The following is a 15,139-nucleotide window of genomic DNA, read 5'->3' on the forward strand; positions in this document are numbered from 1 at the left end:
CGATCGACGGCGCAGCCTGGATATTGAAGACTCAGGTGAGGCTTCTGGACCAGTCATCCACCTGGCGCTCTGCCTCTTCCTTGGCGATTCCATAGCGCTCCTGGATACGGCCTGCGAGTTGGTCACGATTGCCCTCGATGCGATCAAGGTCATCGTCGGTGAGGTCACCCCATTGCTCCTTGGCCCTACCCTTGAACTGCATCCATTTTCCCTTGATTTGATCCCAGTTCATGAATTCCTCCTTTGCTGCTCAAAGGGAAATGCAAACGGACACCACACGTTCCCGACGGCGGACCGCCAGGACGATTATTTATTGGGACGATTATTATTGGCGACGCAGCAAAAGCCGCCGGCCGAAGCCAGCGGGGCGAATTCGAGCAGACGATCCGCGTCTTGAAATCACACTCGACGGGAAGCTTCCCCTGCCGATCAGGTGGCGCGCGCCAAGGCTATCGAGATGACGTTGTCCGTATCCGCGCCCGGTAGATCGAACAGCATCGGGAGTTGGCGGGTCATGGCCATTTCAACGATCAACTCTTCGATGGACGCTGTCGGCAAGTCGGTCTCGACACTATTCGAGATCATCGAGGCAAGCTTGTGGACTGGCACTGGTGCCGACTTCGCACGGTCGTCGAGCAACCTGCTGATTTCGATGACAACGTCTGCGTCAATGCTCTTTGGCAATTCCCGCATGGCTTTTTCCTCCCTGCCCATATTTTCTCCCCGCCCATATCATGCGCGCGCCAGAGGACTGAGTCTCGAAAAATCGACGTCTGGATTAAACCAAAGGCGTGCTTCGGTCTGATTGCTTTGGCGATGCGTCCGGGCTGCGGCGAAAAGGCGCTTTGGTGTCACATGCGGCAACGAAATCGCCCCTTTCGCGTTGGCCAATCATACATCGTCAGCAAACGCGACAAAGGAGAGTAAAACATGGCAGCCGACGCGGCGAAGCTCTATCCTCGCCACCGGGATCGGATTTCTGGCAGCGAGGATTATGTGGTAAGGCATTTTGCCCGGCAAAATGGCATCACCCCGGCGCAAGTCCATCAGTTGATCAGGAGATATGGAAGCGACCGCGCCAAGCTGGTGGCTGCGGCGAAGGAACTTCGCGCGTCGCTGCGACCGGCCAAAGCCATGCTCGCCTCAGGGCGCCGCGGCGGGCGTTTTAGCGCCGGTGTTGATGGAGGAAGTGGCTTGGGGAGGCAGTGAGCAACCGGCTGAAAAAAATTCCAGACTTCGTTTTCAGACTTTTCGATCATGGCCGCCGTGGCCGGCTTCTGCTCGCGATTTGCTTGCTTCAATGGTCGCCTCCAGATCGGATCGGCTGCCGTGTCGAACCGAGTAAGCTCGTGTAAATTCGGCGCCCAACAGAAAGATCTCGGATGAATAAAAGACCCACAGCAGCACGACGAGCAGTGCGCCGGCTGCCCCGTATGACGATGCGAGGGCGCTGGTGCCGATATACCAGCCGATCAGCGACTTGCCGATCGTGAAGAGAAACGCCGTTGCTACAGCGCCGACGCCGACGTCGCGCCATTGCAGCGCGCGGTCGGGCAGGACCTTGTAGATTGCCGCAAACAACAGCGCGATAAGCGCAAACGAAACGATGCCGCTGATCGCGCTGAGGATGAGGGTGCCAAAGGGTAGATATGCGTTGATGATATTTGCAAGCGCCGATATTGCCGCGCTTACGACCAGGGACACCAGCAGCAGAAAGCCAAGCGCCGCGACCAGACCCAGGCTGGCAGCTCGTGCCCGCACGAGACGTGAAATCGATGTGCCGCCCGGTTGGACTTTCCAGATCTCGTTCAGGGCAACCTGCATTTCGCCGAACACGCCGGATGCGGTAACCAGCAGCGTGACGAGACCCAAAATGCTCGCCAGAGTTCCCGCCTCCTTGTGTGCTGCGTTCTCGATTGTCGCTTGCAGGAGCTCGGCGCTCTGCGGACCCATCAGGCCCGCCATCTGGGCCGAAAGCGCCAGCTGTGCCGCATCGTTTCCGAAGGCCATGCCTGCGATGGCGACGACGATGAGCAGGATCGGCGGAAGCGAGGTCGTGGCATAGAACGCCATCGCCGCCCCGTGGCTCAAGGCATTGTCATTGATGAAGCCGACGATGCTCTCCCTGAGGAGTGTCCAGGCCTCTTTCGCCACATCCCACATGTTTGCCTCGCCTGCTTCTCAAGCAAATAGAGGCAGCACCGCGGCGGACCAGAGCGTGGCAGGTCGCAACCTTTAGGATTGGCTGAAACACCCCTCCACTTCGTCATCCTGGGGCGGAGCAAGGAGCGAAGCGACGCGGCGCAGACCCTAGGATGACGAAGGCGTCGCAGAGCAATCAGATGACCGATCCTGGCTTGTTTGGCGCGACCTGTCCGGCGGCTCTTTTTGTGAGAGCATCCTGCGTCGGGAAGGCCGCGAATGCCGCGATGGCCAGATAGATCGGAATCCCCAATTCGAGGATTTCCTCGAACACTGCCGAGGTATCGTTCCGGGCAACATGGATGCCGAGAAATGTGAGATTTGACGGCGCCCCGTCGATGACCTTCGAAAGGACGGCGCAACCGATAGCGGCGGCAATGGCAACGGCAGTCGCCTCGCCGTGGCGAAGCCCTTGCACAAAGCTACGGAGGCCGTCTTTGAGGAGAAAATAGAAGGCAATGGCGAGGGCGATAACGACCGTCGCGCCGATCAGCTTTTCCAACAGCGGAACGTCAGGCGAAATGTAGAGGGTGGTCTTGGTGATGTTGTGGGTGGTGAAATGCGCATGGAAGTCCAACTCGCGCAGGCACATCGCGATCGCTATGGCGACGAGATACCAGCGCTTGAGCAACTCCCGATAGGACATTTCCCGCACAAGCGTCGCCACGACGATCAGGTAACCGGCGGCCGAGAAGACTTCGATGGGACCGCCCTCGCTGAGGTAGAACTTCCTGATATCTTCGGGAAGAAAGGCGAGCGGCAGGGCGATGAGAAAGACGAGCACCAGCAGCGCAAGGCCCATTTGAATGAAATAGTGGCCGTTGCCGTAACCGATCTTTCTTTCATCCCATGCCATATGTGTCTCGCCCATCTGTCTTGTGCCGGTTCTCTATTAATCGTGATTTCACTCAATTTGAAAGACTGGACCGTTGTCAAGTTGCCGCTTCGTAATGCCCGGCCACCTGCCCGGTGCCCTGACGGCGTAAGTATGGCGAACCTGACGGGGCAAGTGCGGCGTTGGCTGTACTGTCCAGACGTGTCTTTGCAGCCATCAGCGAGACGTCGCTCACGCCACTGACCAGCCGCCATCGACCAGTACATTCGCGCCAGTGATCATTGACGCGGCGGGCGAGGCCAGGAACACCACCGTGCCGGCGACATCGATCGGATCACCGATGCGGCCGAGCGGGATGTGCCCAAGCACATGGGCATGAAAGTCCGGATCGGCGAGCGAGGGCCGTGTTCCGTCGGTCCAGATGAAGGTCGGCGCGACGCTGTTGACGGTGATCTTGTGCTGCGCCCATTCGGCCGCGAGGCAGCGGGTGAGGTGGTTTATCGCCGCCTTGGTCATGCAGTAGATCGCTTCGCCCTTCAGCGTCACCGTGCCGGCCTGCGAACTGATGTTGATGATGCGTCCGGATTTCTGCTTGATCATCAGCCGTCCGACGGCCTGGGTGGTGAAGAACGTGCCCTTGAGGTTGACGTTCACGGTGAGGTCGAAATCCGCTTCGGTCACGTTCTCCGCGAGGTTTTCAGGCCCGAGCCCGACATTGTTGACCAGAACGTCTATGCGGCCGAAGGCGGCGTGGGCGTCGGCGACCGCTTTTCGCACCGTCGCCAGATCGGTGAGGTCCATCTGTACCGCCAGCGCGCGCCGGCCGATGCGCTCGATCTCGGCGGTGATATCCGCGCCGTCGGCAGCGCTGCGAACGCCAACGATCATGTCGGCGCCAGAGCCGGCGCAGGCGAGCGCGCAAGCGCGCCCGATGCCGCGCGAGGCGCCGGTGACCAGCGCCACCTTGTCAGCCAGATCGAATTTCGGCGTGAACTCGTTTGTCATCTCAACCTCCCTGAGAGCCCTGTCGGGGCGCCGCCCGACAGGGCGGTCTCCTCATCTCTGAACAGTAACTGGGAAGACTATCCGCTCGCGGCGCGAAAGCCAGCCGCAAGAAATTGCCGACGGCGGCCGGTTTCGTTGGCAAAAGGCTGCCGTTCCCTGCTATTCCCCCTTCAGATCAAAAGCAGTGGACTTGCGCATGACCAACGTCGCCTTGACCGGGCTTGCCCGCGATCTCGCCAAGCGTGCCGCGGAAGGCCGACCGGTGCGCATCGGCGTCATCGGCTCAGGCGAGATGGGTACCGACCTGGTGACGCAAGGCATGCTGATGCCGGGCATTTCGGTGTGCGCCGTCTCGACCCGCCGCCCGCACACGGCGCGTGATGCCATCCGCATCGCCTATGGCGATGAGGCGATGGCGCGCGAGGCCGATACGCCGTCGAAGCTCAGCGAGGCGATAGAGAGCGGAAAAATAGCCATTACCTCGAACGAGATGCTGGTCACCAATCCGCTGATCGAAATCGTCATCGACGCCACCGGCAAGCCCGGCGTCGCCGCCGATTTCGACCTGATGGCGATGCAGCACGGCAAGCATCTGGTGATGATGAATGTCGAGGCCGACGTCACCATCGGCTGTTATCTGAAGCAGCAGGCCGACCGCCTCGGCGTCGTCTATTCGGTCGGCGCCGGTGACGAGCCGTCGAGTTGCATGGAACTGATCGAGTTCGCCTCCGCGCTCGGCTACACCATCGTCTGCGCCGGCAAGGGCAAGAACAACCCGCTCAACCATGACGCCATCCCTGACGACTATCGCGCGGAAGCGCTGCGCCGCAACATGAACCCGCGCATGCTGGTCGAGTTCGTCGACGGCTCGAAGACCATGGTCGAGATGTGCGCCATCGCCAACGCCACCGGGCTGGTGCCCGACATTGCCGGCATGCACGGTCCCAAGGCCGACCGCGATGAATTGGCCAAGGTGCTCATCCCGCGCGCCGACGGCGGCATCCTGTCGAGGAAGGGCGTCGTCGACTACACCATCGGCAAAGGCGTGGCGCCCGGCGTGTTCGTCATCGTCGAGGCCACGCATCCGCGCATCATCGAGCGCATGGACGATCTGCATATCGGCCATGGACCCTATTACAGCTTCTTCCGGCCCTATCATCTGACCTCGCTGGAAGTGCCGCTCACCGCCGCGCGCATCGCGCTCTATGGCAAGCCGGACATGGTGCCGCTGCCGAGGCCGGTTGCCGAGGTCTGCGCCGTGGCCAAGCGCGATCTGGCGGCGGGAGAGAAATTCGACGCCATCGGCGAGACCTGCTACCGCTCCTGGACGATGACTGTCGAGGAGGCCCGCGCCAACCGCGCCGTGCCGGTCGGCCTGCTCGAAGGCGGCAAGGTGCTGAGGCCGGTCAGCAAGGGCGAGCTGCTGACATCAGCCAATGCCGCGCCCGACCCGACCACCAGGTTGTTCGCCTTGCGCCGGCTGCAGGACGAGATGCTGTACGGGGCGGGGTAGTGCGCAGAATTTTGATGCCGGCGGGACAGAGGGGGGCGCCGTAGAGCGCTGTATCCCGCACCTTGGGTGCGACCTCGGACAAGCCGCTACTTTCCCAACTCGATCGACCGCAGCCGTGCCGCCTCTACTGCGTCGGTGAGCAGGTGGATCAGCCGGTCCTCGCCCATCAGCACGGCAAGTGCGGCGGCCGTGGTGCCGTTGGGGCTGGTCACCTGCTGGCGCAGCACGCCCGCATCTTCGCCGCTTTCGGCGGCGAGCGAGGCGGCGCCATAGACCGTCTGCACGGCCAGCAGCCTGGCGGTTTTGGCTGGCAATCCGGCCGTCTCGGCAGCCACCGCCAGTGCTTCGATGAAATGGAAGACATAGGCCGGGCCAGACCCTGACACCGCCGTCACCGCGTCCATCAGGCCCTCGTCCTCGATATCAGTCACTTCGCCGCTCGCCGAGAGCAGATCAGAAACGAAACGTATCGTATCGATGGTAACCAGCCGGTTGGAAAACACCACCATCATGCCCTTGCCGATCGCCGCCGGCGTGTTGGGCATGCAGCGCACGATCGGCGCGCGATCGCCCAGAATGGATTCGAAAGTGGCGACCGGCGTTCCGGCGGCGATGCTGAGGAAGGTGGTGCGGCCATCGTTGAAGCGCTTGTAGGCGGCGGTCACCTCGCGGATCACTTGCGGCTTCACCGCAATGACGGCGAGGGCCGGCACCGCGTCTGCCGGAATGCCGCCGGCATCCGAGGCGGCACTGCAGCCCAGCGCTTCGGCGCGCTTGCGCAGATCGGCATTGGGCTCGACAACGAAAACCGCCGCCGGGGGGAGCTTGCCCGATTTCAGCCAGCCGGAAAGCATGGCGTAGCCCATATTGCCGCAGCCGGCGAGAACAAGCCTGATCGTCATGGAAAACCTCCGCAGAGCATTGGGCCCAAAAGTGGGTACCGGTTTTGGCAAAATCCGATGCTCAAACCAAAAGATGTTCTCCCATAGACCCTCGCGACTAGGCGGGGAAGCCCTGTTGGGACGCAGGATCAGGACGGACCACGAACCGCCATCGGCCGCAGCGACACTTGCCTCAGGCCGAACATGCCGAACACGAAGAGCAGCCAGACCGGGTCGGCGCGATGGAAGAAGAAGCTTTCGAGGAAGGCGTTCAGCGCGGCGAACAGCACCACCATCATGAAGAAGTCGCCGAGATAGATGTTCTCCTTGCGCAAGGGAATGCGCATGTAATCGCGCAGCGGCGCGACCAGGAACGTGTAGACGGCCACGCACAGCGCCGGGATGCCCATCAGCACCGCGATGTCGAGATAGCCGTTATGGCCGTGCACGATGGTTCTGATGTCCCAGGCCCGGTCGAAAGGCTGGTCCTGGTTCAACAGCAGCGGCGTGCCCCAGAAGCTCTCGAAGCCATAGCCGGTCCACGGCCGCTTCGCCAGCATCTCGCCGGCGAACTCCCAAAGCGTCGTGCGTCCGGTGTAGGTCAGGTCGGGGAAATAGAGTGCCGCCAGATGCTTCACCGGCGGCAGGAAGACGATGCCCAGCGTGCCGATCGCTGCGGCGATGATGGCCAGCGCGAACAGGATCGGCGTGCCAAGCCGCATGCCGATCAGGCTCGGCAGCACGACGATCAGGATCGAAAACGGCACCAGTCCGGCCGTCGTCTTGGAACCGGTGTGCAGCATGAAGATCATCGCTGCGCAAAAGATCGATGCGCCCCAGAGCCGCTGTCCGCGCCGGTAGAGGTACAGCCCGGCGAAGCTGAAGCAGGCCATGACGGGCCCGGCGATGTTCTTGTGGGTGAACACGCCGCGCCACAGGCCGGCATGTTCCGGCTCCAGCGACGCGGCGGTGTGTAGCGCCTCGTTTGGAAAGACGATGAGCCCGATATAGGACAGGCCCATGACGACGACGATGGTGAAGATGATGACTTTCGAGAAAGCTTCGGCGTCGCGCGGCAGCGCCAGGATCGTCACCATCGTCAAAATGCCGATCAGCGTGAAGAAGGCGGCGCGCATGGCCGACGGCGGATCGGTTGCCATCACCACCGAAAGCATCAGCAAAGCCAGCATCAGCAGCCAGGACGGGCTGAGCAGCGAGCGCACCACGCGCGGGTCGGCAAAAGCCATGAGCGAGAAGACCGAGATCGCGCCAAGCGAGCCGAAGCCGAGCTGGTTGACGATGTCGCCGCCATCGCCGGTCGTTGCGGCGCCGGCCGGCTGGAACGGACGGAACGACACCAGGATGACAGTGAACAGCAGCGCGGCGATCGCGGTCGCGACACCGTCGCGTGTGAAGGCCGCGCTGAGCGGCGCGCGTTCAGTTCTTCTCAGGCTGCCGGTATTGCTCATTGGCATATCCGAATTCGGCAAGCACGCGGCCGACAGCGACATGGATTGGGTATAAGGCCGTCGCCAACGACCCCGTCCGCGCCAGCCTGGCCGCGCCGCGAAACGGCGAGACGGCAAGCAGCGCCAGGCTCTTCAAGAAAACCCTGGTGCCGGCGAACGGCGTGCCGGCCCGCTTCTTCTTCTCGACCAGTGTCGAGATGACGCCGTTGCGCAGGCTGCGGGCACGGATCCAGTCGGCCTCGATGCGCCGGGCCGGAACTGTTTCATGCACTTGCGCTTCGGCGCACCAGCCAAGCACAAAACCTGTTTGTGCCGCCCGGCTCAGGAAATCGGAATCGCCGCCGCCCATGAAGTTGAATTTCAGGTCGAGGAAGGGCGGCCCCATGGCGGTGAGCACGTTGCGGCCGACCAGCAAATTGCCGGAGGAATACAGCGCGGGTACCCGCCCGGTCTGCCGATAAGGTGGCGCAAAGACCGGGTGCTCGGCCCAACTGGCATGGGCCGCGTCGGCAAACACAGGCATTTGCGGGCCACCGACAATGTCGGCACCGAGCGTCTCGGCCGCCTGGCACATGCGCTCGAGCCACTGCGGATCGGCGATCTCGTCGTCGTCGATGACCAGCAGATGGCTGAAGTCAGGAAAGTGCAGGATAGCCGTCTGCCAGCCGGCATTGTAGGCGCTGCAATTGCCGCGCTCATGCGCGACGATCACCATGCCCGGAATATCGCCGCGCTCGAACAGCGGCAGTGCCGCCCTGGCGCCGGCGCGCGCCTCGGCTTCGTTCTCGATGAGGATGATTGCGAAGCGTCTGCTGGTTTCCTGGGCCTTGAGCGATGCCAGCGTCGCCAGCAGTTGCTCGGGCCGTTTGAAGGTCGGCAGCGTAACGACCGCCTCGACGGCAGCGGCGACAAGTCCCGGCGACCGCCCTGCGATCGATACCGAACCGTCCAATGGCAAAGGGATCATCCGTGTCCAGCCCGGGATTGGTGAGTTTGGCTCTCGATAGCATCCGTGATGATAACGTTTCGTTTATCACCTTCGTGGACAAGCCCGCAAATCGGCAACGCCGGGCCACCAAATATCTTCACTTAATCAAGGCTTCACCGCGCTTTGTTAGCTGTATCCGCTTAGGATAGGTGAGATGCATCTGCTGTTCGCCACATCGATCGTGCCCGACGGGGCTCTTGCCTCGGGCTACGAGATCGCCAATGCCGCGATCATCGCCGCGTTGCGGCGCGCCGGCGCGCGGGTCACCGTGATCGGCTTCACCTGGCCGGGCAAGCCTGCGAGCGATCCGAAGAACACCATCGTGCTCGGCGCCGTCGATGTGCGCACCGAAACCGCCTCATCGCTGCAAAAGCTCGCCTGGGTTGCAAGGGCGATGCTCTCCGGCCTCACTTTCGCGTCGGTCAAGCTGCGCGTGGTCAACGCCAGCGAGGTCCGCGCCGCCGTCGAACGCGCCGGCCCTTTCGACGGCTACGTCTTGAATTCCGTGCAGTTCGCCGGCGCCTTCGAAAGGCTTTTCGGCGACCGGCCGTCGATCTTCGTCGCCCACAATGTCGAGCATCGTTCGGCGCGTGAGAACGCCGCTGCCGCCGGCGGCCTTTTCCAGCGCCTGCTGTTTCGCCGTGAGGCAAGGCTGCTCAAGACTGTGGAAGAACGGCTCTGTCGCCGGGCACGCTTCGTCTTCACGCTGGCCGAGGAAGATCGCTCAGCGCTCGGCGTCGCCTCCGACGACCGCTCGGCGGTGCTGCCGCTGGTGACCTGCGCCGAGCCGCCGGTGCAAAAGACCCCGCGCCGCATCGACTGCGACGCGGCGCTGATCGGCACCTGGACCTGGCAGCCGAACCGCATCGGTCTCGACTGGTTCCTGGAAAAGGTGGTGCCGCATCTCAGGCCCGATTTCCGGGTCAGGATTGCCGGCGGCATGCCGTCGGGCCTCGCGTCCGCGCATCCCGGCGTCGAATTCGTCGGCCGCGTGCCGGACGCGCAGGCATTCGTGCGCAGCGCCGCCGTCATCCCGCTGATCAGCACCTCCGGCAGCGGCGTGCAGCTCAAGACCATCGAAACCTTCGAACTCGGCCTGCCCTCCGTCGCCACCAGCCATTCGCTGCGCGGCATCGACCATCGCCCGGTCAATTGCGTGGTGACCGATGATCCGGTCGCCTTCGCCGGCGCCCTGGAAGCAGCAGTGGCCGATGTCGGGGACGTCGACGGCAGCGCTTTCCACCGCCGGCAGCTGAAGGCGCTCCATGCCGCAATCAGGCTCGGCCTGGAAAAGCTCGGGCCTGTCGGCCAGGAGATGTTTGTATGAATGTGCACAACACCCGCGCCGTTTTCGGGGCCGACAGCTTGAAATCGATCCTGGGCATCCCGGTCCTTGCCATCCGCTGGGACGATGCGGTCGCGCACCTGACCCGGTTGATTGCAGAGCGGCGCTTCACCAAGATCACCTTTCTCAACGCTCACAACGCCAATGTCGCCTATACGGACCCGGTCGTTGCCGAGGCGCTCGACGATTTTCTCATCCTGCCGGACGGCGTCGGCGTCGATCTGGCGGCGAAACTGCTTTACGGAGCATCGTTTCCGGACAATCTCAACGGCACCGATTTCATCCCTGCCTTCCTGCAGGCGTCCGCCAGGCCGCTGACCGTGGGGCTGCTCGGCGCGACCCGTGTCAACGCCGAGGCGGCGTCGAAGAAGCTGGCAGCGCTCGCGTTGCAGCACCGGTTCGTCGTCATCCATGACGGTTATTTCTCTCCCGCCGAGGAGCCGGCAATAGTCGATCGCATCGCCAGATTGCGGCCGGACGTGCTGCTTGTCGCCATGGGCGTGCCACGCCAGGAATTATGGATCGCGCGCCACATCGACGCGCGCCACTGCACGCTGCCGATCGCCGTCGGCGCGCTGCTCGATTTCCTGAGCGGCACGGTGCCGCGGGCGCCGCTGTGGATGCGTCGGCTCAGGCTCGAATGGCTGTTTCGGTTGTGGATCGAACCGGGCCGTCTCTGGCGCCGCTACGTGGTCGGCAATCCCCTGTTCCTGTGGCGCGTCATCGGCCAGAAATTCTTGCGCAGGCCCGCTCCTGCCAAAAATCGCCCCAAAGCGGGCCCCGGAGCAGATCATTGAACAACCGGTTCGTGCCGAGCCCTGACACGGAGGCCGATTTCCTTCCCCGGGCGCCGACGGCGGCGGTCGTGACGGCAAGCTATGCGCCGGATTTGAAGCGCTGCCGCCTGCTGTGCGACACAATCGACCGCTACGTTTCCGGCGTGGCGCACCACTATATTCTTGTCGAGCATCGTGACGTGGCGCTGTTTCGTCAGTTGGAGAACAATCGCCGCACCATCGTCGACGAGCGGGACCTGTTGCCGCGCTGGCTGCATGCCTTCGACGATCCGCTCAGCCTGTTCCGCCGGCGCATCTGGCTCAGCCTGAAGACCAAGCCGCTGCGCGGCTGGCATGTGCAGCAGCTTCGCCGCATCGCGATATCGGCGCATGCCGGCGAAGACGTGCTGGTCTTCTGCGATTCCGACGTGGCGTTCCTAAAACCTTTCGACTGCAGCGCCTTCTGGCGCGATGGCAAGGTGCGGCTGTTCCGCCGCGACGGCGTGCTGTCTGGTGACGGTCATGAGGAGCATCGCATCTGGTCGCGCAATGCCGGTTCGGCGCTTGGCATCGAGCCATCGGAGGTTTCGACCCACGACTACATTTCGACGCTGATTGCCTGGCGCCGCCAAACCGTGACGGCGCTGTGCGCGCGGATCGAGACGATCCATGGCCGCAACTGGGTCGAAATCGTTGGTGCGGCGCGCAAATTCTCCGAATGCATGATCTACGGCCGCTATGTCGACGACGTGCTCGATGGCGCCGGCCATTTCCATGACTCGGAGGCGTTCTGCCGCGTCCACTGGACGGGCGAGGCGCTGTCGGATGACGAGTTCCGCCGTTTCGTCGCCGCCATGGCGCCGCAACAGGTGGCCATCGGCATGCAGTCCTTCATCGGCACCGATGTCGGCCGCATCCGCCGCCTGATCGGGCTCGATTAGTGCTGGGCAAAAGCGCGATTACCTCGACCCGCTTCTGCATGACAATGCCGGGACCGAACCCCAAAGTATTTAAGCATCACGGCTGCTCATGGCTCTTCGAGAACCTTGACCGAGACTAGCAATTGCCGCCGCCCTTACACATCCGCTTAAAGTCCAGAGTCTACGCTGATCGTTCCATTCCTTGTGTTTCATTGTCAGGGCGATCGGGCGTGAAAGACTTACGGGCGATTTCGGGACAGGCGGCCAAGGCTTTGGATTCTGCGCTCATGACTCCTCACAGTAGAGGGCTAAGCTCAAAGCCCGTTTGATCTGAGTATTGCCGGGGGGACGCGCTGCGCGGGTCCTGCAGAGAGGAAGGCCGAGATGCCCAACGCGAATGCGGTTCCAAAAACCGCAATGCAAAGATTTCTCGACGCAGTCGAAAGAGTGGGGAACATGGTTCCTCATCCGGTCGTCATTTTCCTGATCCTGATTGCAATCGTCATCGTCTTGTCGGCGCTCCTGAGCGCCTTCGGCGCCGCGGTGACGTTCGAACGCATCAATGCGGATACGCATGAGATTGAAACGGCGACCACCGAGATCCGTAGCCTGCTGAGCATTGAAGGCATACGCTTTCTGTATGCCTCGCTCATTCCCAACTTCATGAGCTTCACTGCGGTCGGGCTGATGATCGCAGCAATGGTCGGCGCCGGCGTGGCGGAGGAATCCGGCCTGGTCACCGCGCTGATCCGAAAGCTCGTAGTCGTATCACCGCCCTGGGCCCTGACCTATATCCTCGCCTTCGTCGGCATCATCGCCAGCGTTGCCGCCGACGCGGGTTATCTGGTCCTGATTCCACTGGCCGGTATCGCTTATCTCGCAGTCGGGCGTCACCCGCTTGCCGGTCTCGCCCTGGGTTTCGCCGCTGTGGCAGGTGCCTTTACAGTCAATATGCTCATCAAGCCGCTTGATGCAGTGCTGGTCGAATTCACGAACGATGCGGCGCATCTCGTCGACCCCAACAGATCGATCGGCTTGGCCTCGAATGTCTGGTTCTCCATAGCATCCGTGCTGTTTCTGACAGTGATCATCGCGTTCATCTCCGACCGCATGATCGAACCGCGGCTCGGGGTTTACAAGCCCGAGAAGTCCGGGGATGGAACGGTTCCCGATCAGAGTGCTGGACTGTCCGAAAGAGAATCCCGCGGATTGCGCTATGCCTTATACGGGCTGATCGGCCTGATCCTCGTCTTTTGTTTCCTGACACTGCCGTCTTGGGCGCCGCTGCGAAACCCCGAAACCGGCGAACTGATCGGCAACTCGCCCTTCATGAACGGCCTGATCGCGCTGATCATGCTGATCTTCCTGGTGACCGGCTGGTCGTACGGCATCGGAGCCGGCACGCTGCGCACCCTGACCGAGGTCATCGGCGCGATTGAAAAGTCGATCAAGAACCTGGGCGGGACGATCTTTCTGTTCTTCGTGCTCAGCCAGTTCGTCGCTTACTTTACCTACACCAACATCGGAACGGTTATGGCGCTGAGCCTGTCGGGTGCGCTGCAAGCTGCAAACATAGGCGCATTGCCCCTTCTGCTCGGCTTCATCCTCGTGGTCGCGATCATCGATCTGCTGTTGACTGGAGCAATCGCGAAATGGGCGATCTTCGCTCCGGTCTTCGTGCCTTTGCTGATGAAACTCGGCGTCGAGCCGGAAGCTGTTTTGGCGGCTTATCGTGTCGGTGACTCACCGATGAACGCGATTACCCCGCTCAATGCCTATTTTGCTCTCGTAGTTGGATTTGCCCAAAAATACGACAAATCCGCAGGCGTTGGCACGATCGTATCGCTGATGCTTCCCTACGTCCTGTGGATGTACGTCCTGTGGACGGCACTCTTCGCGGGCTGGCAGGCGTTTGGCCTCCCATGGGGCCTGTAATGGTTGATCCAGCACAGCGAAACAGCACTCAAACCGTGGAGGAGGTAAGATGAGCGAAGTTCCGATTCCCCTCGATGTCGCTGCCGCCGAAGAGCACCTGATGCGGTTCCTTTCGATCGAAGGTGTGACCGGATACGAGGCCAATATCGCGGCGGCTGTCAGTGACGCACTGAAGGCCGTTGGCGTGCCAGCTTCGGCAATCCGCTTCGATGACGCCAATACCCGCATTGCGTTGCCAACCGAAACTGGCAATCTGATCGTAGATCTGCCTGGGACGCGCAGCGCACCAAGGCTGCTTTTCTCCACCCATCTTGACACAGTGCCGCTGTGCGCCGGGGCGAAGCCCCGAAGGGAAGGCGATCGCATCGTCTCCGACGGCACGACAGCACTCGGAGGCGACGCTCGTACCGGTGTGGCGCTTCTGGTCGTGCTTGCCGAAACGCTCATCAGGCACAAGCTACCGCATCCGCCGATCACGCTGCTTTTCACGGTGCGGGAAGAGAGCGGGCTTCACGGGGCGCGCGAGTTGAACCCCGCCGATCTCGGTGGCCCGGTCATGTGCATCAATGTCGATGGGCAACTCGCCTCCGATCTGATCATCGGCGCGGTCGGACAGGAAAACTGGGAAGTCGAGATCAAGGGCCGCGCGTCCCACGCTGGCGTGGCGCCCGAAAAGGGCATATCGGCGACGCTGGTAGGAGCGATCGCCTTGACTGAGGCGCGGCAGGCAGGCTGGTTCGGCAAGGTTGTGAAACCCGACGGCCGGGGAACCAGCAATGTCGGCATTTTCGGCGGGAGGGATGGAAAGCCCGCGGGCGATGCAACCAATGTCGTTACCGACTACGCATCCATCAAGGGAGAGGCTCGCAGCCCCGAGGCAGCTTTCGCAACGAAGATCGCCAAGGGTTACGCAGATGCCTTCGGCAAGGCGAAGGGGCAGGTCAGAGATCATGAGGGCCAGACGGCAGAAGTAACGTTCAGCCACCAGACCTCCTACCCTCCTTTCAAACTCGCAGAGGACAGCCCGGTCGTGACGCGGGCCACCAAGGCGTTGAAGATGCTGGGCATCGAGGCCCGCTGTCTCTTCTCCAATGGCGGGCTGGATGCAAATTGGCTCGACAAACATGGCATCCCTACCATCACCATCGGTGCGGGCCAGGCCGAGATCCATACCATCAAGGAATATGTGAACCTTGCCGAATACGAGAAGGGCTGCCGCCTGGGCGTACTTATGGCGACACTGGAAGAGTAGCAGTCATGCCGCGGGTCG

The 15,139-nt window shown here is 62.2% G+C and carries 15 protein-coding genes; 7 read left to right on the top strand and 8 right to left on the bottom strand.

Going from position 1 to position 15,139, the window contains the following annotated elements; genetic code table 11:
* Positions 1–31: 31 nt before the first annotated feature.
* Complete coding sequence (locus BLT09_RS17695; RefSeq protein WP_091595138.1) at positions 32–232, bottom strand: CsbD family protein; 201 nt, start codon at positions 230–232, stop codon at positions 32–34.
* 197 nt (positions 233–429) lie between these two features.
* A complete protein-coding gene (locus BLT09_RS17700; protein ID WP_236473004.1) occupies positions 430–714 on the bottom strand; it encodes a hypothetical protein in 285 nt (94 codons plus the stop codon).
* 216 nt (positions 715–930) lie between these two features.
* Between BLT09_RS17700 and BLT09_RS17705 the strand changes: the two genes are divergently transcribed.
* The gene (locus BLT09_RS17705; protein ID WP_091595140.1) at positions 931–1,209 is read left to right on the top strand and encodes a DUF3606 domain-containing protein; all 279 of its coding nucleotides are present in this window, start codon (positions 931–933) and stop codon (positions 1,207–1,209) included.
* A 33-nt stretch (positions 1,210–1,242) separates the two neighbouring features.
* Here BLT09_RS17705 and BLT09_RS17710 read toward each other — a convergent pair whose 3' ends face one another.
* The 3 genes from BLT09_RS17710 to BLT09_RS17720 all read right to left on the bottom strand — a co-directional run bounded on the left by BLT09_RS17710 (position 1,243) and on the right by BLT09_RS17720 (position 4,042).
* Positions 1,243–2,163, bottom strand: coding sequence for a YihY/virulence factor BrkB family protein (locus tag BLT09_RS17710; RefSeq protein ID WP_091595142.1), 921 nt, complete (start codon positions 2,161–2,163; stop codon positions 1,243–1,245).
* A gap of 175 nt (positions 2,164–2,338) precedes the next feature.
* Positions 2,339–3,058 carry a hypothetical protein gene (locus BLT09_RS17715; RefSeq protein ID WP_139172625.1) on the bottom strand — a complete coding sequence of 240 codons (720 nt, stop codon included), beginning with the start codon at positions 3,056–3,058 and terminating at the stop codon, positions 2,339–2,341.
* A 210-nt stretch (positions 3,059–3,268) separates the two neighbouring features.
* Entirely contained in the window at positions 3,269–4,042 is a 774-nt protein-coding gene (locus BLT09_RS17720) for an SDR family NAD(P)-dependent oxidoreductase (protein WP_091595146.1), read from the bottom strand.
* A 196-nt stretch (positions 4,043–4,238) separates the two neighbouring features.
* On the opposite strand from BLT09_RS17720, the gene BLT09_RS17725 reads away from it, so the two are divergent.
* On the top strand, positions 4,239–5,555 hold the full coding sequence (locus BLT09_RS17725) for an NAD(P)H-dependent oxidoreductase (RefSeq protein WP_091595148.1): 1,317 nt from the start codon (positions 4,239–4,241) through the stop codon (positions 5,553–5,555).
* A gap of 86 nt (positions 5,556–5,641) precedes the next feature.
* Here the strand turns inward: BLT09_RS17725 and proC are convergent, their stop codons facing one another.
* The 3 genes from proC to BLT09_RS17740 all read right to left on the bottom strand — a co-directional run bounded on the left by proC (position 5,642) and on the right by BLT09_RS17740 (position 8,872).
* Positions 5,642–6,457 carry a pyrroline-5-carboxylate reductase gene (gene proC / locus BLT09_RS17730; protein ID WP_091595150.1) on the bottom strand — a complete coding sequence of 272 codons (816 nt, stop codon included), beginning with the start codon at positions 6,455–6,457 and terminating at the stop codon, positions 5,642–5,644.
* A gap of 128 nt (positions 6,458–6,585) precedes the next feature.
* On the bottom strand, positions 6,586–7,905 hold the full coding sequence (locus BLT09_RS17735) for an O-antigen ligase family protein (RefSeq protein WP_091595152.1): 1,320 nt from the start codon (positions 7,903–7,905) through the stop codon (positions 6,586–6,588).
* Complete coding sequence (locus BLT09_RS17740) at positions 7,874–8,872, bottom strand: glycosyltransferase family 2 protein (RefSeq protein WP_091595154.1); 999 nt, start codon at positions 8,870–8,872, stop codon at positions 7,874–7,876. Before BLT09_RS17740 ends, BLT09_RS17735 begins: the two co-directional genes overlap by 32 nt.
* A 175-nt stretch (positions 8,873–9,047) precedes the next feature.
* On the opposite strand from BLT09_RS17740, the gene BLT09_RS17745 reads away from it, so the two are divergent.
* The 5 genes from BLT09_RS17745 (at position 9,048) to BLT09_RS17765 (ending at position 15,121) form a co-directional block, all read left to right on the top strand.
* Positions 9,048–10,220, top strand: a complete 1,173-nt coding sequence (locus BLT09_RS17745; protein ID WP_091595156.1) for a glycosyltransferase — start codon at positions 9,048–9,050, stop codon at positions 10,218–10,220.
* Complete coding sequence (locus BLT09_RS17750) at positions 10,217–11,035, top strand: WecB/TagA/CpsF family glycosyltransferase (protein WP_091595158.1); 819 nt, start codon at positions 10,217–10,219, stop codon at positions 11,033–11,035. The genes BLT09_RS17745 and BLT09_RS17750 overlap by 4 nt, the downstream gene beginning before the upstream one ends.
* Entirely contained in the window at positions 11,032–11,955 is a 924-nt protein-coding gene (locus BLT09_RS17755; RefSeq protein WP_091595160.1) for a DUF6492 family protein, read from the top strand. The genes BLT09_RS17750 and BLT09_RS17755 overlap by 4 nt, the downstream gene beginning before the upstream one ends.
* Positions 11,956–12,318: 363 nt before the next feature.
* Positions 12,319–13,869 carry an AbgT family transporter gene (locus BLT09_RS17760; RefSeq protein ID WP_091595162.1) on the top strand — a complete coding sequence of 517 codons (1,551 nt, stop codon included), beginning with the start codon at positions 12,319–12,321 and terminating at the stop codon, positions 13,867–13,869.
* Positions 13,870–13,918: 49 nt separating this feature from the next.
* Positions 13,919–15,121: a M20/M25/M40 family metallo-hydrolase gene (locus tag BLT09_RS17765; RefSeq protein WP_091595164.1), complete on the top strand. Its 1,203-nt coding sequence runs from the start codon at positions 13,919–13,921 to the stop codon at positions 15,119–15,121.
* The last annotated feature ends 18 nt before the right edge of the window (positions 15,122–15,139 follow it).

It is taken from the genome of Mesorhizobium muleiense (assembly GCF_900099905.1).
Classification (GTDB): domain Bacteria; phylum Pseudomonadota; class Alphaproteobacteria; order Rhizobiales; family Rhizobiaceae; genus Mesorhizobium; species Mesorhizobium muleiense.